The sequence below is a fragment of the Massilia sp. UMI-21 genome, assembly GCA_015277795.1.
In the GTDB taxonomy this organism is placed as follows: Bacteria; Pseudomonadota; Gammaproteobacteria; order Burkholderiales; family Burkholderiaceae_D; genus Telluria.
The window spans coordinates 927664-946764 of sequence record CP063848.1 but is presented as its reverse complement, the minus strand read 5'-3'; the positions used below and the strand labels follow the sequence as shown (position 1 = coordinate 946764).

Genomic DNA, 19101 nt, shown 5'->3' with positions numbered 1-19101 from the left:
GCATGAAAGTATTGATGGTAGTGACCTCGCATGACCAACTCGGCGATACGGGCAAGAAAACCGGCTTCTGGCTGGAAGAATTCGCCGCGCCGTACTACACCTTCAAGGATGCCGGCGCCGAGCTCACCGTGGTATCGCCACTGGGAGGACAGCCCCCGCTCGACCCGAAGAGCGACGAACCGGATGCCCAGACCGAGGCCACCCGCCGCTTCAAGGCCGACGCTGCCGCGCAGGCCGTGCTCGCCAAGACCGGCAAGCTGGCCGAGGTCAACGCCGCCGACTTCGATGCCGTGTTCTATCCGGGCGGACACGGCCCGCTGTGGGACCTGGCCGAAGACAAGGCATCGATCGCCCTGATCGAAGCGATGGCCGCTGCCGGCAAGCCGGTCGCCGCCGTCTGCCATGCTCCCGGCGTGCTGCGTCACGTCAAAGGCGCCGACGGTAGCCCGCTGGTCAAGGGCAAGCGCGTAACCGGCTTCACCAACACCGAAGAAGAAGCGGTCGGCCTCACGCAGGTGGTGCCCTTCCTGGTCGAGGACATGCTCAAGAAAAATGGCGGCCAATATTCGAAAGGTGAGGACTGGGCGTCGTATGTGCTGACTGACGGCAAGCTGGTCACCGGACAGAACCCGGCCTCGTCGGAAGAAGGCGCAAGAGCGCTGCTCAAGCTGCTGGCATGATCGAAGGCGCCTTCATTGGCGCTTTCATCAGAGGAGTACAGGCCTGTCGCCTGCGGGGTGGGCGTCGACGCCCGCGCTTAGCGAGCGGCTCATGTCCTGCCGGAACGGGCCCTTACTCTTTCTTTTCCCGGAACTCAGCGTCAATCACGTTGTCGTCGGTATGTCGACGCGTGTTTTGGCCAGGGGCGAACCTGGAGAAGGACGATAACAGTCGATCGACGATTGTTTTCCTCAACCATGGGTAGGCGAGAACAAAAGCCGTCGTGAACCCTGTAAATAATGCCGGCGCGTATGCGTGCCGCGAGAGAAAACTCAACAAGCACAGTACGAGCACGCTCACGATGAATGGTCGCCGCACCGCTTTCGGCAATACGCCGACAATGCGCAGCCTACCATTACTTATCCAGGGAAACCTTGCCAACAAAGCGCCAAGCAGCAAGCCTGCCATGAACCGGCCTGTGCCGAGCTGTTCGGCCAATACCCCGACGACAAGGAAACCAGTGTAGGTCATCGTGCCGGCCAAGGCTGCCAGCACGCATAGCGCAACGACGGTGGTCAGCCTGGGCCTGCTGAGCGCCGCTCTGATAAGAAAACCAAGGATGTTATGTACTCCTGCAAGTGAGTGATGAAAGGCTATCGCGAATTCTAACAACACATTCCATGTAAGGGTTTTCGACCCAGGTGAACCCCGCAGATGTGCAGCAGCGCAGGCAGACTTCCCTAACTACCTTCCTGGGCGCGCGCCATCTCGAGCGCGGGCAAGGTCACCGTCAGGAACGAGGACACCTGGCCGACCAGGTCGGCGGCTTGCTGGCGCACCTGCCCCATCTGCAGCACCGACAGCTCCGCCTGGCGCACGGCCTGCTGGATCAGCGTGCGGCGCTGCAGGAGCGCATCGGCCAGGCTGGCATCCGCCGCGTCACCGGCGAGGGTCGACACCACCGCCAGCACCAGGCCGTGCAGGGCCAGGTTCTTCGCCGATTCTTCCAGCGCGCGGATGGCGGCCTCGCTGTCCGCCACCAGCTGCACGAGCTCGGCACGGCTTGCCGTCAGCGCCGGCTTGTACTCGGCCGGCGATGCCGTGCGGCGGAACAGCTTGCCGAACATGCCCGCCGGCGCCCTGCTGCTCGCGAGCGCTTCGTCGAGCAAGGCGGGCACGGCCATCTGGGTGAATGTCAACACCAGTTCGGTCACGGGCTGAAGCAGTGTGGCCTGCTCCATCAAGGGCCCCTCCGCCCACTCCGTGACCAGGCTCAGCTTCACCGGCAGGATGCGGCGAAACAGGGCCGCCAGGCGTTGCTCGGCGTGCCCGAACAAGGCGGGATGCTCGGCCCTGGCAATCGCCAGGGCGTCGCGCACCGCCGGATGGTCCTCGCTGTCGAACAGCGGCCTGGCGACGGCTTTGGCGGTCATGCTCGACGTTGCCGGCACCGCGGGAAGATCGTCGAAGGACAGCGCCCCGGGCAAGCTGCCGCCGGCATGCGGCAGCGCCGGCGACGCGTCGGCCTCGCCGAAGTCGAAGGCCTGCGGCAGCGCAGGACGCGGGGGCGGATCGGCGGACGGCGCCGGCTCCCCGTCGAAATCGAATGCCTTGGGCGTCTGATGGCTCATCGGTCACACGGCATCGCGGAACAGGCGATTCAGACGGTGCCGCCGAGCTTGCGGATGAAGGTCGCCAGATTCAGCTTGAAGCCTGCGCCGACCGCCTGGAAGCGCCATTCGCCATCCTTGCGGTACAGCGAACCGAACTGCAGCGCGGTCTTGTCCGCGTAGTCTTCGTCCAGGTCGTATTCGGCGATCACTTCGCCGGTCTCGTCGTTGTACACCTTCACGTAAGCATCGCTGACACGGCCGAACGTCTGCTTGCGCGCCTCGGCGTCGTGGATGGTCACCACGATCGGCATCTCGACGACCTCCGCGTCGACCTTGCCCAGGTCGACGGTGATGACTTCGTCGTCGCCGTCCTTGTCACCGGTGCGGTTGTCGCCGGAATGCACGACCGCACCGTCCGGGGAGGTGGCGTGGTTGTAATAGACGAAGTGGGCATTGCTGATCATGACCGGATGGTCGCTCGCATCTTTCCTGCACAGGAATACCGACGCGTCGAGGTCGAAGGGCTGGCCTTCGACCGGGTTGACCTTCCATCCAAGGCCGATACGGACACGTTTCAGGCCCGGGGCGGTTTTTTCGAGGTTGATGCGATGGCCAGTTGCAAGCGTCGTCGACATGACTCTCCTTCCATGGTGAAAACGGTATTGTTGCCTGATTATGCCGCAGCCGGCGACCCATTCGCGGAGAAGCGCGCAATCAGTTCGCGCTCCAGCTCCTGCAGTTTCGGCAGCTCGTCCTTGCGGCGCTGCTGGCCTTCGTTCGAGATCTGCTCGAGCTTGTCGAACGCGGTCACCAGCTGCGCCTGGACGTGCTGGGCGGTTTCCAGGCTGACCAGGGAACGCTGCTTGACGCGGGCCACGGTCTCGGTATTTTCCAGCAGCATGTCGGCCTGGGCGCGGAACGCCGCGTCGGTGGCGTCGTAGGCGGCGTTGGCGACCGCCGCGCTCTGCTTGGCTTCCAGTTGCAGCAGATACAGCGAGAACACGTTGCGCCAGGCCGGAATCGACACGTTGACGATATCGGTGAAGGTGTCGGTCAGCGCGCGCGCATTGTCCTGCGACAGGCGGATCTGCGGCACCATTTGCGTGGCCATCAGCATGGCGCGCTTCAGGTCGTCGATGCGCTTTTCGAGCCGCTCGAGACGGCGCTTGAGCTCAGTCGCCTGCTGCGCCTCGAAGGCATTGGCCGGCGCAGCCTGCTGCGCCACTGCCTGCCGGAGCTTGTCGGCCCAGGCTTCGCCCTTCTTGACGTCGGCATCCAGGCCTTGATAGTACATTTCGAGGCCCTTGTACATTTCGTCGAAATCCTGGATGCGGTTCCTGTGCACGGTCGCATGGCGCGTCATCTCCCCCACCAGGGTGTCCATGCGCGATTCGACCACCTGGTACTGCGACAGCATCTTTTCCTTCACCGAGCCGAACATGTTCGTCACGCGCGACAGCAGGCCGCCGGAACGCAGCTTGGCCGGGTCCAGGCCCTTGGAGGTGGCGATCAGTTCGTTCAGCTGCGTGCCGAACACGTCCGCATCGGACGCACGCACGGTGCCGAGCAGCTTGGCCGAGACCTTCGCCACCCCGGCGCCGGTCGAGCCGCCCAGGGATTCGATGGCCTTGTCGTCGATACCGGAAATATCGACACGGACCAGCGGGGCCGTGCCGGCCTCCGGACGCGAGGCCGGCAGCATGTCCTGCGTGCCGGCCGGCTCCAGCAAGGGCGGGAACGCCGGCGCAGGCGTTGCCGGCACCGGGGATGCGGCCTGGGCTTCTTCGTCGGAGGAGAACAGCGGTTTCATGGGATTCCTTCAGGTTGGAATTGACAACATGATTAGCTTATCACCGGATAATCCGGCTGGGTGAGCATCCATTCATGGTCCTGGCCACTTCGTGCCGGCCGTGCCATCGCACCATGCAGCGTGGATAGCGCGCGCCAAGAAAAAACGCCAAGCCCTGCGGCTTGGCGTTCTTGTTGCCGGCTCAGCCTTGCGGACCAGCCTTCAGACCACGCTGTTCCACGAGGCCGAGAGGCGCATCGCACAATTGATCAAGCCCACCATCGAATAGGTCTGCGGGAAATTCCCCCACATCTCGCCGGTGACCGGATGGGTATCCTCGGACAGCAGGCCCAGATGATTGCGCGCCGCGAGCATGGCCTCGAACACGGCACGCGCTTCGTCCACCCTCCCGATCCGCGCCAGCGCGTCGATGCGCCAGAAGGTACAGATATTGAAGGCGGTCTCCGGTTTGCCGAAATCATCCGGCGCCTCGTAGCGGCGCATGTAGGGGCCATCGCACAGCGAGCGTTCCAGCGCATCGACGGTGGCGACGAAGCGCGGGTCTTTCGGATCGATGAAATTGATTTCCGCCATCAGGAGGACGCTGGCGTCCAGGTCACGGCCACCCAGGCTTTCGGCGAAGGCCTGGCGCTCTTCGCTCCAGGCTTCCTTCAGCAGGCGGTTGCGGATCAGCTCGGCACGCTCGGCCCACAGCGTGGCGCGATCAGGCAATTCCAGCTCGGCGGCGATCTTGGCCAGGCGGTCGCATGCGGCCCAATTCATCAGCACCGACGAGGTATGCACCCGTGCCCGCGTGCGCAGCTCCCACATGCCGGCATCCGGCTCGGCATGCAGGCGGAAGGCCTGTTCGCCCACTGCCTCGAGTTGCCGGAACTCGGCATGCCCGGCGCGACGGAACAGGCGGTGATCGAAAAATGCCTGCGCCGCGCCGAGCACGATATTGCCGTACACATCGTGCTGGAAATGCTCCTGCGCCTGGTTGCCGACCCGCACCGGCTTGGTATTGCGATAGCCGGGCAAATGGTCGACGATCGATTCGGGCAGATGCTCCTCGAGTCCGATGCCGTACAGGGGCTGGATGTGGCCGCCCTTGGCGCGCGCCACCACATTGTGCAGCCAGCGCAGGTAATCCTCCATGGTCCCGACTTCCGACAGGCTGTTGAGCGCCCGGATCACGAAGAAGGCGTCGCGCAGCCAGCAGTAGCGGTAATCCCAGTTGCGCTCGCTGCCTGGCGCTTCCGGGATGCTGGTGGTCATGGCGGCGATGATGGCGCCGGTGTCTTCGAACAAGGACAGTTTGAGCGTGATCGCCGCCCGGATCACGACATCCTGCCATTCGAGCGGCAGGGCCAGCCGGCGCGACCAGGTACGCCAGTAGCCGATGGTGTCCTTCTCAAAACGGTGCGCGGTCTCCTCGATCCCGTCGGCCAGCGTCTCGTCCGGTCCCAGCATGAAATTCATCGGGCGATCGAGCAGGAAGAACGATTCGGCCAGTACATAGCTGAGCGATGCATCGGTATTCAGGCGCAAGGTCTGCGTCGCACCGACATAGCGGATGTGGTGGCTGCCCTGCGTGATCTCGGGGCGGCGCGCGCCCCATTCGAAGCGGGGCCGCAGCTTGACCCGGATGCGCACGCCAGTGCCGAGCGGCCGGACCCGACGCACCAGCATCAGGGGGCGGAACATCCGGTCGCGGCTCAGGAAGCGCGGCGCGAAGTCGGTGATCTCGATGCCCTCGCCGGCGCTGTCGTACAGGCGCGTACGCAGCACCGCCGTATTCGGTTCATAGACCTGCTCGCTGCGCGCGAAGTCCTCGACCTCGATGCTCCACAAGCTGCCGTTCTCGCTCGGATCGAGCAAGGCGTTGAAAACCGGGTCGCCGTCGAAACGCGGCAGGCAGCACCACACCATCCTGCCCATGCGGTCGATCATGGCGCTGAAAGCGCAATTGCCGATGACGCCGCAATCGAGGGATCCTGGCGCTTCATGCAGCCCGGGCGATGCTGGCTTTTGCGAAACATCAATCATCGTGTGTCCTTTCCTATGGTTGGCGTGGCGGCCACCTGCGCCAATGCCGTGCGCAAGGCCTCCGCCGACGCGATGCGGCACCGGGCCGCACTCGGACCCGGTCCCACCTTGAGGCCGATCCCGTCGGTGCTCTGCACGTAATCGAAGCCCGCCTCGTCGGTTGTATCGTCGCCGACAAACAGCGGCCGGTGGCCGCGGAACGGGGCTTCGTCAAGGAAGTCGCGGATCGCCGTACCCTTGCTGACGCCCGCAGCCTTGACCTCGATGATCATTTTGCCCTCCATCAGGACCAGGCCGGCGCCCTCCTGGACCGCGGCCCCGAGCTGCGCGCTGCACAAGTCATACAAATCCGGTGCCTGGCGGCAATGCAAGGCCAGCGCGCCATGCTTTTCCTCGACCCACAGGCCGGGATGGCGGGCGGCCAGTTCCTGAGCCTGTGCGCGCACGCGCGTGAAGTCGGGCGGCGGCAGGCGCCGCAGCACGCCGTCGGCGCCGCGCCGCTCCATGCCATGCACGCCGGCGGCCGGCAGCACGAGCGGCGCCAGCAAACTGTCGAGCTCGGCGATCGGACGCCCGGAAATGACGGCCAGCCTGCCGCCGAGCCGCAGCTGCAGGACGCCCAGCGCGGCGAGCAGCGCAGGCGGCACGATCACCTGGCTCGGCAGCGGCGCGATGTCGACCAGGGTGCCGTCGAAATCGAGGAACAGCGCGCCTTCGTGCGCGGCCAGCAGTGCCAGCGCCGCATCATCGGTCGGGCCGCGCCCGGTCGGCTTACGCTCGGTATCGCTCATGCCCGCCCCTTGCGTGCCCGGTCCTGGCTGAGCGAGATGATGCGCGATTTCACGCGCTCGCGCTGGCGCAGGCGGGCGGCATCCTGCAGCATGCGGCCGGCCCAGCGGTAGACGTTGAAGTCGCGCACCCGACGGCGCATGCTGCGCATCCGTTCGCGCTGCTCGCCGGCCGGCATGTGCAGCGCCCGGTACAGCGCCTCCGCCCCCTCTTCGATATGGTAGGGATTGACGATCAGCGCTTCATGCAGCTCGCGCGCCGCGCCGGTGAACCGGCTCAGGATCAGCACCCCCTGCTCGTCGTCTCGGGCGGCAATGAACTCCTTGGCCACCAGGTTCATGCCGTCGTGCAGGCTGGTCACGCTGCACACCTCGGCTGCGCGGAAATAAGAACGCAGGGCTTTCTGTTCATGATGCTCGGCCTTCAGGATGATCGGCAGGTAAGCATCGTTGGCAAAGCGCTCATTGATGCGTTTGACCAGCGCCTGCACGCTTGCCTCGAAACTCTGGTACTCGTCGAGCGAGGAACGGGTCGGCGCCGCGATCTGCACGAAGGTGAACTTCCCGATCATCTCCGGATACAGCTCGAGCAGGCGTTCGACCGCCTGGAAGCGTTCGATGATGCCCTTGGTATAGTCGAGGCGGTCGACACCGATCCCCAGCAAGCGGTCCGCCGGCACACCCAGCGCCCGCCGGACTTCGGCGCGGCAGGCATCGATATCCTGCTCGTCCGGGGGCGGCTCCGGCCAGGCGATCGAGATCGGATAAGGCTTGACCTGGGTCAGCTGGTTGCCATAGCTGATGGTCGATGCCTCGTCCTCGATGCGCGTCTCCAGGTAGCGGTCCACGGTATCGAGGAAATTCTTTCTGTGAAATGGCGTGTGGAAGCCCAGGATCGTGCTGCCCAGCATGCCGTCGAGGATTTCTTCGCGCCACGGGCAGATACCGAAGGATTCGGGGTTCGGCCACGGGATGTGCCAGAAGGTGATGATGGTCGCCTTCGGCAGCACCGCGCGTACCATTCGCGGCAGCAGGGCGAAGTGATAGTCCTGCACCAGCACGACCGGGTTGTCGGAATGCGCCTCGCTGATCACGGCGTCGGCAAAACGCTGGTTGACCTTGACGTATTCATCCCAGTCCGACGAGCGGAACACCGGCCGCACGTGGGCGATATGGCACAAGGGCCACAAGCCTTCGTTGGCAAAGCCGTAGTAGTAGCCCTGCTCCTCTTTCTTCGACAGCCAGACGCGGCGCAGCGTGTAGCTCGGGTTCTCGGGCGGGACGCGGACGTGGTCGTTGGCGTCCACCGTGACGCGGTCGGCCGACCCGGCGCCGTGCGCGATCCAGGTGCCGGAACAGGCGCGCATCACCGCCTCCACGGCGGTCACCAGGCCGCTGGCGGGACGCTGCACCCTGACCCCGTCGGGTGTGTTCACATGAATGTAGGGCTCCCGGTTCGACACCACCAGGATTTCGTCGCCGGCCAGGTCTTGATTCAGCAAGGACTTGAGCGTTTCCGCATCCCATGTACTCGCCTCGACATTACTCCCTTGCAAATCGCGCTGGTATTCCTGCAGCATCGAGCGCAGGTCGCTTGCCAGCGGCGCCAACTCCGGCGACGCCAGGCGCGGCGATTTGGGCCACAGTTCACCACGCATCATTTCCCGAACACCCCTTACCCAGCCGTGCCAGCTGAGCTGTGCGATCAGTATCGTGATGATCGACACGACACATGCAACCAGTACAAACAGTCCCACGATGTATCGCTTGGCATCTGAACCGCGCAGTTCGATGAAGCGCATGTCCTGGACCAGGATCAGGCGACCGGCACGATTGCCGTCCCGGGTCAGTTCCTTGGCGGAAACGTGGACCGCTCCCTGCGGCAGATACAGCACGGGATTGCGCGCCGCTGCGCTGTCCGCGCCCTGCCAGCAGCCCAAGGCATTGGGGTAGGTAACGGTCTTGTGGGACAACTTGCCATCAGGACCGCAGAAACCGATCGCATACAGGCGTTCGTCCTGGATGGCACGGTTGAACATGTCATCGATTTGCTCGTCCGCATTCGACTCGATGTAGTTGAGCAGGGGCTGCTGCAATGTACTCGACACCAGGCTGGAGCGCGCATCCAGGTCGCGGACGAACCAGCGCACGGTCGTGCTTTCGATCCAGGGGAGGGCGAAGTAGCCGATCAAGGCCAGCACGCACGCCAGGGGAACGATGAAGCGTAGTGAAAGATGAAGCGATCTTAAGCGCATATTGTCCCTTATTGACCGGTAATACCACCAAGCGCTTGATGATAAGCTTGTAAAAATTACATTGTTGTAATTGTATCAAATTGGGGACCTGGGCTGCCAGCCGTCTCGGACAGCCTGCGCCGGCAGTGGGTGCAGGATGGGCGCCGCCGCTCCCGGCGTCAGGCCTTCTTGAGCGCCTCGGGCTTGTGCGCCGCCTCGGCGCCGGTCTTGTCGCTGACCACCAGGTACTCGGGATGCGCGCGCGAGGCCGCCACGTGGTGGCCCTTGATCTCGGTTGGCGCAGTCAGCTTCTTCTTGATGGTGCCGTGCACCGTTCCTTGCGACGATTGCCACTGCACCTTGTCGCCGGGTTTGAACGCGTCTGCCATATCGGACTCCTCGAAGGGGAAGGTAAAAGGCCGGCCCGTCCTGAAAGTGCACCGCATCAGGACAAGCATGAACCGCGATCTGTATTGGAACACGGATCGATTCGCCCCTCCGCACGCCACAAGGAAAACGGGCCCGGCATGCACCAGGCCCTTTCATCGGATTCCGTCAGCGATCGAAAGAAATCAGCCGGGCTTGCCAGGCATCGGCAAGCCTTCCGCCAGCGCCAGCCTTTCCATCGCCGTTTCCAGCACCATGCGTGCGCGCCCCGAGGCCAGCTCGAGCTCGCGGTGCAGGCGCGCATCTTCCTGGTTGCGCGCGGCGCACTGGGCGCTGTAGCGCTCGAAGCTGCCGACCATCATCAGGATCTCGGACAGGTGGCGCGGGCATTCGCAGGACAGGCGGTTGCCGGCCGCCGTGATGGCGGCCAGCGCCTGGTCGTCGAAGCGGCGCGGCGCCACCGGTTCGCCGGCCGGCTCGGACGCGGGCAGGCCCTGCCCCGCCAGCGCGGACCGGCACAGCAGTACCAGCTCGCCGATCTCGGCCGGCACCCGCGCAACCAGGCAGCCCTGGGAGCGCAGCGCGCGGATCGTGGCGCTGCCGCAGAAGCGGTACAGCACCACGGTCGCCACCGGCCGCGTGATGTCGCGCGCCGCCGCGATCTGCGCCACCGCGGCCTCGTCGAGTTCCGAGGCTTCGATCAGCAGCACGTCCAGCGCCCCGCTGTCCGCGAGCGACGCTACCTGGTCGATCCGGGCGCAGTGGCCTTGCACCTGCAGCGCACGACCGTCGCGCCCGCTGGCAGCGATGCGGCGCACCAGGCTGTCGCCCACCACCAGCGCCCGCATCGGTCCGCTGACGTCGGCCACGCGCGCCGTGTTCGGCGCAATCATTTCTTCCAGGCGCTCGACCGGCAGGCCGGTGAGGACGCCGATCGGGTGCCCCAGGTCGACCAGTTGCTTGAGCAAGCCCAGGCGACGCACCTGCTCGGCCGTGTAAAGCCGCTGGCCGTGCGCCGAGCGCTGGGTGTCCGACAGCGCATAGCGCCGCTCCCAGACCCGCAAGGTCTCCACGGGCAAGCCGGCAAGACGCGCGGCAACCCCGCTCCGGTAGGTGACTTCGCGGCTCTCGACCCGCTGTTCATCCATTCTGTCGTTCATATGACCCGCCCTTGAACCAATTACATGATGAGCTTCCCGCTACAATTGCGAGACATGCCAAGTGTAACTCAAAATCGTCAAAGATAGCAGTTCAATATCGATTCAGATGCATGCCGGGCGCTTACCAGGTGAAGTCGTCCGGGATCTTGAAGTCGGCATACGGGTCGTCCTCATCGACTGCCGTGCTGGCCTGCCTGACCTGGATGACGCTTTCCGGGTCGCGCTCGGCGATCTTCTCGCCGATGACCTTCGGCACCAGCTCATAGTTCCCTTTCAGGAACACGATCACCAGCCGCCCCGCCACCAGGTGCTGCTGCACCTGCCCGGACACATAGATACGCTCGATCTTGCTGCCATGCGTAAAGTGATAGGCGATGTCGCCTTTGCCGTTCTTGCTGCGCGGCTGGCGATTCTGCTCCACCAGCTGGGCGATCTGCGCCTTGACCGCCTGCTGGGCGGCGGCGGCGTCGCGCTGCGCATTCAGTTCGCGTGCCCGCTCGGCATTCTTGCGTTGCAATTCCAGCGCAGCCTCGCGCGACTCGTTCACCGTTTCGGCGCCGGTGCGGCGCTCGATTTTTTTCTGCTTGCTCTTGTCCTGGTTGACCTTCTGAACCTTCTTCTTGTCCACCAGGCCGGCTTTCAGCAACTGTTCCTGCAGCGAGACCATCGTTGTGCTCCTTACTTACATGGGTGGCCGGCGGCACGGCGCCGACAGCGAAGCCGCTAGCATAGCAAACCGGGCAAGCAAGGGAAGATCATCTTTCCGCCTTTCCTGCCTGCGCGCGACCGACGAGGTCCGAGGCAGGCGGGCTGCGGCCGCCACCCGCGACGGCCAGGCTGGCGCATCGGCGCCGGCCGTAAACACGAGCGCCCCGTCGCTGTCGAATACTTTTACATATTTATAATCTTTTCTAATAGCAAATAGGCTATTTATAAGCAAAATCAATGGTTTATCTTTCTGGCATGATCCGTGCTTTTATGCATTTGATGAGAGGCGGATGGTAGTTGGCATTACCCAGGATGCATACTCTTTCAATTCAACGCACGGAGGCGAAACATGATCAAGAAGTGGATGCTTGCCCTGACTTTGGTGTCCTCGATGGGCTGGGCACAGGCAGCGGTCCTGCTGGCGGAAGATTTCGACGACGTCAGCGCCCTGCCGGGCCAGGGCTGGATTTTCGATAACCAAAGCCAACCGCCGGGCGTGGCGCCAGGCTGGGTGCAGGGCAACCCGGCGGTGTTCGAGGCCCATGAGGGCGCTCCGGACGCCTATATCGCCTCGAGCTTCGAAAGCGCGGCGCCGGGCGGAGAGCTCGACGACCGCCTGTTCACGCCCGTGTTCTCGCTCGATAACGGCGCTGTCGCCAGCTTCTGGCTGCGCGGCGCCGCCGACGCGGGCTTCAGCGATATCGTGGTCTACGGCTATACCAACGGCGCGCCGGACACGGGCGCCTTCATCAAGTCGATGACGGTCACCGCCCCGCAGGACGGCTGGACCGAGTTCACCCTGACCATCGATCCGATGGCAGGCATGTTCGCGCGCCTCGGTTTCGTCCATGCCGGCGAAGAAGCACGCGCCAACTACGTGGGCCTCGATACCCTGCGCATCGATACCCTGCGCGCACCGCCGTCGGGCGTGCCGGAACCGGCCACCCTGCTGATCTTCGGCCTCGGCATGGCGGGCCTGGCCGCGGCGCGCCGCCGCTGATCCGGCGGCCGCCTCGCGCGGCCTACGGCAAGGGTACGCGCGCCAGTGCGTCCTTCAGGGCCGTGAAGCAGGCCGGGTCGAGCGCGCTGCCGACGGTCTTTTCCATCATGCCGAGCGCCTGTTCCACCGGAATCGCGCCGCGGTAGGGGCGCTCGGCCGTGATCGCATCGAAAATGTCCGCGGTGGTGATGATGCGGGTCTCGATGCCGATCGCCTCCCCGCTCAGCCCCCGCGGGTAGCCGCTGCCGTCGAGGCGCTCGTGGTGGGCGCCGGCAATCAGCGCCAGTTCCGCAAACGCATCGATCCGTCCCAGGATGGTCTCGGTATAGGCGGCATGCAGCCGCACCGCTTCCCATTCATCACGATCGAGCGCACCTGCCTTGTCCAGCACGCTGTTGCTGACCCCGAGCTTGCCCACATCGTGCAGCAGCGCGCCGCGCCTGAGCCAGCGCCGGCGCTGCGCCGGCAGCCCGAGCGTTTCGGCGATCATGTCGGTGTACAGCGCCACCCGCGCGCTATGCCCGCTGGTGTACGGGCTCTTGGCGTCCACCACCTGGCCGAAGGCCATGGCGATGTCGTCCAGGTAATCGTCATCCAGCGTCACCGCGTGTGCGCCCGGTTCCAGCGCGGCCACGGCGGCATCGACGCCGGGCGAGGCCAGCACCTGCCAGAAACCGGGATCGGCCGCCACTTCCTCGAAGGCGCGCACCAGGCGCGGGTCGAACCAGCTGCCGGCGCGACCGCGCGCTTCGCGCAGCGCGCTGTCGCGTCCCGAGGCCGTGTGGAACACGTCGATCACCTGGGCCAGCAGCGCGATGCGCGCGTACACGGGAATCGCCTCGCCGACCAGCCGGTCCGGCTTGCCCCTGCCGTCGACATGCTCGTCGAGCGAAAAGATGCCGGCGGCGACGCCGACCGGAAAACGCAGCAGGCGCGCGATCTCGGCGCCGCGCTGGCAGCGGGTCGCGATCAGGTCCTGGGCGATCGCCGGGCCGTCGCGCAGGATCGTCATCACGCTGCGGAAGCGCTCGGCCAGGCCGGCTTTCAGGCCGGTGTGGGTGAGCACGAAGGACAGCACCTGCGGCAGGCTGTCGCCCACCGTCTTGAAGTCGCGCTTGAAGTGCAGGTCGTCGGTCAGGTACAGCGCGCAGATGCGCGCGGCATTGCTGCTGCAGCCGAGGTCCTTGAGCAGCAGCGTGTAGTACAGCTCCCACAACTGCTGCTCCGGCAGCCCGGCCGCACGGCCGATATGCATGCCGATCCAGCAGCAGCGCACGCAATGTCCGGCCGGCTGGCCTTCGGTGATGTCGAGCGCATAGCTCAGCGCGCCGATGAGTTCAGACAGCTTCATGGCGCTGGGGGCGCGCACTTCGGGCGGGATGGCAAGGTCCATACGGTTCCTAGAGGCAATACTCTGCAGCAATCTTTCTTGATTCTACGCCACGCGAACATGTTTGCCACCAGATATTGACGGTTCTGTCGACCAATGCGATATCGGCGCCACAGCAAGCCGGCGCCATCGTGCTCCGGCCTTTTGCAGGCCACAGTAGACTGTCCAGGCTTCGATGGACACGCGCCGCCCTGTCCCTTCCTTCTTGCGGCGCCCTTGCACAGAAAGGATGCGACATGACTGCTTCCACCAACGGCGCCTCGGTCTCGGTCTGGATGGACACCGCCGAGCTCCCCTCCCGTCCACCCCTGCCCGGCGACCTCGATACCGAGGTGTGCGTGATCGGCGCCGGCATTGCCGGCCTTACCACCGCCTACCTGCTCGCAAAGGAAGGTCTCGAGGTCACGGTGATCGACGCGCTCGGCATCGGCGCCGGCGAAACCGGCCGCACCACGGCGCACCTGTTTCCGCCGGACGAGTGGTACACCTACATCGAGGACAAGTTCGGCGCCGACCGGGCGCGCCTGGTGGCCGACAGCTATGCCAGTGCGATCGGCCTGGTCGAATCGATCGCGGGCGAGATCAAGTCCACCGAACACATCGACTGCGAATTCGAGCGCCTCGACGGCTACCTGTATGCCCTGCCCGGCAACGCCTCGCGCGACCTGCGCAAGGAATACCACAGCGCCACGCGCGCCGGGGTGGCGGTGGAACTGCTGCCGCGCGTGCCCGGCCTGCCCTTCGACAGCGGCCCTGCCGTGCGCTATGCGAACCAGGCCCAGTTCCATCCGCTCAAGTACCTGGCCGGACTGGCGCAGGCGATCGAACGCCTCGGCGGCCGCGTCCACGGCGCTACCCATGCCCACCGTCTGCGCGGCGACAATACGCAGCAGACGATCAGTACCGACCACGGAGAGATCCGCGCCCGCCATGTGGTGCTGGCCACGCACACGCCCTTCAACGACCGGGTGGTGATGCACACCAAGCAGGCCGGCTACCGCACCTATGTGATCGGCATGCGCGTGCCGCGCGGGTCGGTGCCGCGCATCCTGCTATGGGACACGGGCGACCCCTACTACTACGTGCGCCTGGAAACCCCCGATCCCGGCGCGGACCACGACATCCTGGTCGTGGGCGGCGCCGACCACAAGACCGGCCAGGACGATCACCCGGAACACCGCTACGACGAGATCGAACGCTGGAGCCGCGCGCACTTCCCCATGGCCGGGGCGGTGGCCTACCGCTGGTCGGGCGAGGTGATGGAACCATCCGACGGCCTGGCCTACCTCGGCCGCAATCCGATGGACGACGACAACGTCTACCTGATCACGGGAGACTCCGGCAACGGCATGACCCACTGCACCATCGGCGCCATGCTGGTGAGCGACCTGATCGCCGGACGCGGCAACCCATGGACAGCGCTGTACGACCCGTCGCGCAAGCCGGTGCACGGGTTCACCGACTTCGCGCACGAACAGGCCAACACCATGGCGCGCTACGGTGAATGGCTGACCGGCGGCGACGTCGATTCGGTACAGGAAATCGCCGCCGGCGAAGGCGCGGTGGTGCGCGACGGCCTGCGCAAGATCGCGGTCTACCGCGATGCCCAGGGCGGCCTGCACGCCGTATCGGCCAAATGCACCCACCTTGGCTGCGCGGTGCACTGGAACTCGGCCGAGCGCTCCTGGGACTGCCCCTGCCACGCCTCGCGCTTCGACATCGAGGGCAATGTACTGCACGGGCCGGCGCCGGACCCGCTCGAGAAGGTGGAACTGGCAGACGACACGCCGCCGCCGCGCGCGTCGCGCCCCGGCATGCGGGGCCGCAGCGTGCGCTGATGCGCATCCGGGCTCGGCCACGCCCCTGAGCGACGCCCCTGAGCGACGACACCAGCCCGCAGGCTGGTGTCGCATGCGACCGCGCTGGCCGCATCAGGGCACGACCGCGGCGCGGCGCGAATCAGTAGCCGCGGCCGGTGGTGCCGGTGGTGCCGGTGGTGCTGGTGGTACCGGTGGTGCCGGTGGTACCGGTGGTGCCGGTGCTGCCGGTGCTGCCGGTGGTGCCGGTGGTGCCGGCACGATCAGTGGCGTCCATGGTGCCGGTGCCGGTACCCATCGACTCGCTGGTGCCGGTGCCGCTGGTGCCCATCGAACCGCTGGTGCCCGACGCATCGTTCCACTCCGACGAGCCGCTGGTCGAGCGACGGGTCTCCGGCTCGCTCGAATGACCGGTGCTGGTGCGGCCCGCCTCGACACCCGAACTGCCGGTGTCCATCGAACCGCTCTGGCCGCTCATGCTGCTGGAACCGCTCGTATCCGTCGAACCGCTCTGGTTGCCCATGTTGCCCATGCTGCTGGAGCCACTCGTCCCCATCGCACCGCTGTGGCCCGATCCCATCGTGCCACTGCTGCTCGATCCGCTCGCGTCCATCTTGCCGCGCTTCTTGTCCCACTTGTCTTTCTTGCCTTGCTTGTCTTGCTTGTACTGCTGGTCCGGGCTGCCGGTTGCGCTGGCCGACGAACTGCCGCTGCTTTGATCGTTCATGCTGCCGCTCTGCCGGGTGTCGGCACTGCCGGTACCGGCGCCGCGGGTGTTCTGGGTGCCGTCCGAGGATTGGGCATGCACCGTGGTGGCGCCGAACATGGCAGCGGCGACGGAAGCGCCGAGCAGGCCTTTCAGTAGCTTGTTCATTTTCATGTCGATCTCCTCATTTATTGTCGGGGGCCTAAAAACTCAACAATATCAATAAGATATTGAATTAGGACTCCGAGTGTAGAGAAGCCGATGTGAGGCAGGCGCACGGTAGCCGCCCGGCAAAAACAAAAAGTCACATCATCGCGTCGGCGGCGCAGCGGCCACGGTGGCGGCATCGGTCGCCCGCACGCCCGCCGCCTGTGCCGACAGGGTGCCGAGCTGGGTATACAGCGCCAGCACGTTGCTCTTGTCGTCCGGATAGACGCGGTTCGACAGGAAAACGTAGAAGCTGCGCGACTGCGGATCGACCCACAGGATGCAGCCGGTGAAGCCGGTATGTCCATAGGAGCCGACCGGGAACACGCTGCCGCGCGGGCGCTGCGCATAGGGCGAGTCGATGTCCATGCCCATGCCGCGCAAGGCCAGCCCGGCCGGCGACTGGACGGTGGTGAGCAGGCGCACGCTGTCCTCGCTCAGGACCCGTACGCCGTCCAGCTCGCCCTTGTTGACGAGCATGCGGCCGAAGCGCGCCACGTCGCGCGCGGTGGAAAACACGCCGGCCGAACCGCCCACGCCGCCCATGCGGCGCACGGTCGGGTCGTGCACGACGCCGGCCAGCAGTTGGCCGGACGCCAGGTCGCCGTGCAGGGCCTGGTCGGCTGCGCCGGTGGCCGCGGCCCCGCGCTGGGTTGGCGCGATGCGCGCGGCCGTCATGCGCGCCAGGGGCAGGTAGCCGGTGTCCCGCATGCCGAGCGGGCCAAAAATGCGCTGCTGCGCGAAGCGCTCCAGCGGCATGCCGGACACGCGCTCGACCAGCTGGCCGAGCAGGATGTAGTTGATGTCCGAGTAGCGGAACAAGCTCCCCGGCGGGTGCGTCACGGTCTGGGAACAGGCCAGCACGTGCGCCGCCTCCTTGCCTTCCCAGGCCGGCCTGGCGGGCAGGCCCGCCGGCAGTCCGGACGAATGGGTCAGCAGCTGGCGCACCGTGATCGCTTCCTTGCCGCCGCCCGCGCACTCCGGGAAGTAGCGCACCAGCGGCGCCTCCAGGTCGAGCTTGCCGTCCTCGGCCAGCAGCAGCACCGAGGGCGCGGTGGACAGCACCTTGGACAGCGAGGCGGCATCGAACACGGTGTCCGGCGTTACCGCCGTCGCCCCCTCGTCATAGGTAAAGCGTCCATACGCCTTCTCGTAGACCGCGCCCGCGCGCTCGAGGTGGAACACGGCGCCGGGCAGCTTGCGCGCCGCGACATTGTCCAGGATGGCGCGGTCGATGTCGGCCAGCCGCGTGGCGTCGAAACGGGCGAACTGCGGTGCTTCAGCACGCATGGCGCCGCCCGGCCCCGGCAACTGCGCGCAGCCGGTCGCCAACAGGGCGGTGCACAGCGTGGCGAGAAGGGGAAGGCGGCATGGCGAGGTCGGGATGCTGGTCATGGACAGGAAGGATGGATGGCTGAATGGTCGGTCCGATCATAAGGACGGGGCCGCCACGGGTCAATCTTTACGCATGCGTATCGTGAGGACAATTCAAGGCCGCCGCGCACGCGAAAAAACGCATCGGCGTATCATGAATGGATGATTCCATTCTCCATACTCGACCTCGCGCCCATCACCGAAGGCAGCGATGCTGCAACTTCTTTCCAACGCTCACTCGACCTCGCCCAGCACGGCGAGCGCTGGGGCTACCGGCGCTTCTGGCTGGCCGAACACCACGGCATGCCCGGCATCGCCAGTGCGGCAACCGCGGTCCTGATCGGCCATGTGGCGGCCGGCACCAGCACGATCCGGGTCGGCGCCGGCGGCATCATGCTGCCGAACCATTCGCCGCTGGTCATCGCCGAGCAGTTCGGCACGCTCGCCTCGCTGTTTCCGGGACGCATCGACCTCGGCCTGGGCCGCGCGCCCGGTTCCGACCACACCACCGCGCGCGCGCTGCGCCGCAACCTGGCCTCGGATGCCGACGCATTCCCGCAGGACGTCGTCGAGCTGATGGATTATTTCGCCGGTTCGCCGCGCCGGACCGTCACCGCGGTGCCGGGTGCGGGCCTGGAGGTGCCGCTGTGGATCCTCGGATCGAGCCTGTTCGGCGCCCAGCTGGCGGCGGTGCTGGGCCTGCCCTACGCGTTTGCCTCGCACTTCGCGCCGCAGATGATGATGCAGGCGATCGAGCTCTACCGCTCAAGCTTCCGCCCGTCGAAGCAGCTCGACCAGCCTTACGTGATGCTGGGCTTTAACGTGTTCGCGGCCGACACCGACGCCGAGGCCCAGGTGCTGGCGACCTCGATGCAGCAAGCCTTCGTGAACCTGCGCAGCGGCCGCCCGAGCAAGCTGCAGCCGCCCGTGCCGGGCTACCTGGAGAGCCTGGGGACGGCCGAACGCATGATGCTCGACAGCGTCCTGTCCTGCACCGCGATCGGTTCGCCGGCCACGGTGGAAAGCCAGCTGCGCAGCTTCATCGCGCGCACCAGGCCGGACGAACTGATGATCACCTCGCAGGTCTTCGACCACGCGGCGCGCCTGCGCGCCTACGAGATCACGGCCGAGATCAACCGGCAAGGCTGATGCCCGTAGGGTGGGCGGCTGTATCGGGCAAGCGGATCCGCCCGCCTACTTGGGAGCCGCCCACGCGTTC

At 65.9% G+C, this 19101-nt stretch carries 17 protein-coding genes; 4 read left to right on the top strand and 13 right to left on the bottom strand.

The features are described from left to right. Nucleotides 1-2: 2 nt before the first annotated feature. Nucleotides 3-680, top strand: coding sequence for a type 1 glutamine amidotransferase domain-containing protein (locus IM543_04175; protein QOY95099.1), 678 nt, complete (start codon nt 3-5; stop codon nt 678-680). A 112-nt stretch (nt 681-792) separates the two neighbouring features. Here the strand turns inward: IM543_04175 and IM543_04170 are convergent, their stop codons facing one another. From IM543_04170 to IM543_04125, 10 genes are all read right to left on the bottom strand, one after another. Further along, nucleotides 793-1332 carry a hypothetical protein gene (locus IM543_04170; protein QOY95098.1) on the bottom strand — a complete coding sequence of 180 codons (540 nt, stop codon included), beginning with the start codon at nt 1330-1332 and terminating at the stop codon, nt 793-795. Nucleotides 1333-1400: 68 nt separating this feature from the next. Continuing rightward, nucleotides 1401-2291 carry a hypothetical protein gene (locus tag IM543_04165; protein ID QOY95097.1) on the bottom strand — a complete coding sequence of 297 codons (891 nt, stop codon included), beginning with the start codon at nt 2289-2291 and terminating at the stop codon, nt 1401-1403. Between the two features lie 29 nt (nt 2292-2320). After that, on the bottom strand, nt 2321-2908 hold the full coding sequence (locus IM543_04160) for a TerD family protein (GenBank protein QOY95096.1): 588 nt from the start codon (nt 2906-2908) through the stop codon (nt 2321-2323). 38 nt (nt 2909-2946) lie between these two features. Continuing rightward, complete coding sequence (locus IM543_04155) at nt 2947-4083, bottom strand: toxic anion resistance protein (protein QOY95095.1); 1137 nt, start codon at nt 4081-4083, stop codon at nt 2947-2949. A gap of 201 nt (nt 4084-4284) precedes the next feature. Beyond that, entirely contained in the window at nt 4285-6111 is a 1827-nt protein-coding gene (locus IM543_04150; GenBank protein ID QOY95094.1) for a glycoside hydrolase family 15 protein, read from the bottom strand. Next, nucleotides 6108-6902 carry a trehalose-phosphatase gene (gene otsB / locus IM543_04145; protein ID QOY95093.1) on the bottom strand — a complete coding sequence of 265 codons (795 nt, stop codon included), beginning with the start codon at nt 6900-6902 and terminating at the stop codon, nt 6108-6110. The genes IM543_04150 and otsB overlap by 4 nt, the downstream gene beginning before the upstream one ends. Next, nucleotides 6899-9154 (bottom strand): trehalose-6-phosphate synthase, encoded by a 2256-nt coding sequence (locus tag IM543_04140; GenBank protein ID QOY95092.1) that lies wholly within the window; start codon nt 9152-9154, stop codon nt 6899-6901. Before IM543_04140 ends, otsB begins: the two co-directional genes overlap by 4 nt. 158 nt (nt 9155-9312) lie before the next feature. Then, complete coding sequence (locus IM543_04135) at nt 9313-9522, bottom strand: DUF2945 domain-containing protein (protein ID QOY95091.1); 210 nt, start codon at nt 9520-9522, stop codon at nt 9313-9315. A gap of 183 nt (nt 9523-9705) precedes the next feature. Next, nucleotides 9706-10668 (bottom strand): MerR family transcriptional regulator, encoded by a 963-nt coding sequence (locus tag IM543_04130; protein ID QOY96516.1) that lies wholly within the window; start codon nt 10666-10668, stop codon nt 9706-9708. A gap of 133 nt (nt 10669-10801) precedes the next feature. After that, nucleotides 10802-11347 carry a DUF2058 domain-containing protein gene (locus tag IM543_04125; protein ID QOY95090.1) on the bottom strand — a complete coding sequence of 182 codons (546 nt, stop codon included), beginning with the start codon at nt 11345-11347 and terminating at the stop codon, nt 10802-10804. 390 nt (nt 11348-11737) lie between these two features. On the opposite strand from IM543_04125, the gene IM543_04120 reads away from it, so the two are divergent. Beyond that, nucleotides 11738-12388: a PEP-CTERM sorting domain-containing protein gene (locus tag IM543_04120; protein QOY95089.1), complete on the top strand. Its 651-nt coding sequence runs from the start codon at nt 11738-11740 to the stop codon at nt 12386-12388. 22 nt (nt 12389-12410) lie between these two features. Here the strand turns inward: IM543_04120 and IM543_04115 are convergent, their stop codons facing one another. Beyond that, nucleotides 12411-13781 carry an HD domain-containing protein gene (locus IM543_04115; GenBank protein ID QOY95088.1) on the bottom strand — a complete coding sequence of 457 codons (1371 nt, stop codon included), beginning with the start codon at nt 13779-13781 and terminating at the stop codon, nt 12411-12413. A gap of 233 nt (nt 13782-14014) precedes the next feature. Here IM543_04115 and IM543_04110 point away from each other — a divergent pair, with 233 nt between their 5' ends. Further along, nucleotides 14015-15616: an FAD-dependent oxidoreductase gene (locus tag IM543_04110; GenBank protein ID QOY95087.1), complete on the top strand. Its 1602-nt coding sequence runs from the start codon at nt 14015-14017 to the stop codon at nt 15614-15616. Between the two features lie 121 nt (nt 15617-15737). On the opposite strand, the gene IM543_04105 is transcribed toward IM543_04110, so the two are convergent. Together IM543_04105 and IM543_04100 are read right to left on the bottom strand one after the other, a co-directional pair. Continuing rightward, nucleotides 15738-16475 (bottom strand): hypothetical protein, encoded by a 738-nt coding sequence (locus IM543_04105; protein ID QOY95086.1) that lies wholly within the window; start codon nt 16473-16475, stop codon nt 15738-15740. Between the two features lie 135 nt (nt 16476-16610). After that, nucleotides 16611-17798 carry a beta-lactamase family protein gene (locus IM543_04100; protein ID QOY96515.1) on the bottom strand — a complete coding sequence of 396 codons (1188 nt, stop codon included), beginning with the start codon at nt 17796-17798 and terminating at the stop codon, nt 16611-16613. A 246-nt stretch (nt 17799-18044) separates the two neighbouring features. Here IM543_04100 and IM543_04095 point away from each other — a divergent pair, with 246 nt between their 5' ends. Beyond that, nucleotides 18045-19031 (top strand): LLM class flavin-dependent oxidoreductase, encoded by a 987-nt coding sequence (locus tag IM543_04095; GenBank protein ID QOY95085.1) that lies wholly within the window; start codon nt 18045-18047, stop codon nt 19029-19031. The last annotated feature ends 70 nt before the right edge of the window (nt 19032-19101 follow it).

Coding starts and splice junctions, on each gene's coding strand:
- IM543_04115 (QOY95088.1), bottom strand. CDS start 13,781: ATGGACCTTGCCATCCCGCCCGAAGTGCGCGCCCCCAGCGCCATGAAG.
- IM543_04130 (QOY96516.1), bottom strand. CDS start 10,668: ATGGATGAACAGCGGGTCGAGAGCCGCGAAGTCACCTACCGGAGCGGG.
- IM543_04125 (QOY95090.1), bottom strand. CDS start 11,347: ATGGTCTCGCTGCAGGAACAGTTGCTGAAAGCCGGCCTGGTGGACAAG.
- IM543_04160 (QOY95096.1), bottom strand. CDS start 2,908: ATGTCGACGACGCTTGCAACTGGCCATCGCATCAACCTCGAAAAAACC.
- IM543_04105 (QOY95086.1), bottom strand. CDS start 16,475: ATGAAAATGAACAAGCTACTGAAAGGCCTGCTCGGCGCTTCCGTCGCC.
- IM543_04110 (QOY95087.1), top strand. CDS start 14,015: ATGACTGCTTCCACCAACGGCGCCTCGGTCTCGGTCTGGATGGACACC.
- IM543_04095 (QOY95085.1), top strand. CDS start 18,045: ATGATTCCATTCTCCATACTCGACCTCGCGCCCATCACCGAAGGCAGC.
- IM543_04175 (QOY95099.1), top strand. CDS start 3: ATGAAAGTATTGATGGTAGTGACCTCGCATGACCAACTCGGCGATACG.
- otsB (QOY95093.1), bottom strand. CDS start 6,902: ATGAGCGATACCGAGCGTAAGCCGACCGGGCGCGGCCCGACCGATGAT.
- IM543_04140 (QOY95092.1), bottom strand. CDS start 9,154: ATGCGCTTAAGATCGCTTCATCTTTCACTACGCTTCATCGTTCCCCTG.
- IM543_04100 (QOY96515.1), bottom strand. CDS start 17,798: ATGCGTGCTGAAGCACCGCAGTTCGCCCGTTTCGACGCCACGCGGCTG.
- IM543_04120 (QOY95089.1), top strand. CDS start 11,738: ATGATCAAGAAGTGGATGCTTGCCCTGACTTTGGTGTCCTCGATGGGC.
- IM543_04165 (QOY95097.1), bottom strand. CDS start 2,291: ATGAGCCATCAGACGCCCAAGGCATTCGATTTCGACGGGGAGCCGGCG.
- IM543_04135 (QOY95091.1), bottom strand. CDS start 9,522: ATGGCAGACGCGTTCAAACCCGGCGACAAGGTGCAGTGGCAATCGTCG.
- IM543_04155 (QOY95095.1), bottom strand. CDS start 4,083: ATGAAACCGCTGTTCTCCTCCGACGAAGAAGCCCAGGCCGCATCCCCG.
- IM543_04150 (QOY95094.1), bottom strand. CDS start 6,111: ATGATTGATGTTTCGCAAAAGCCAGCATCGCCCGGGCTGCATGAAGCG.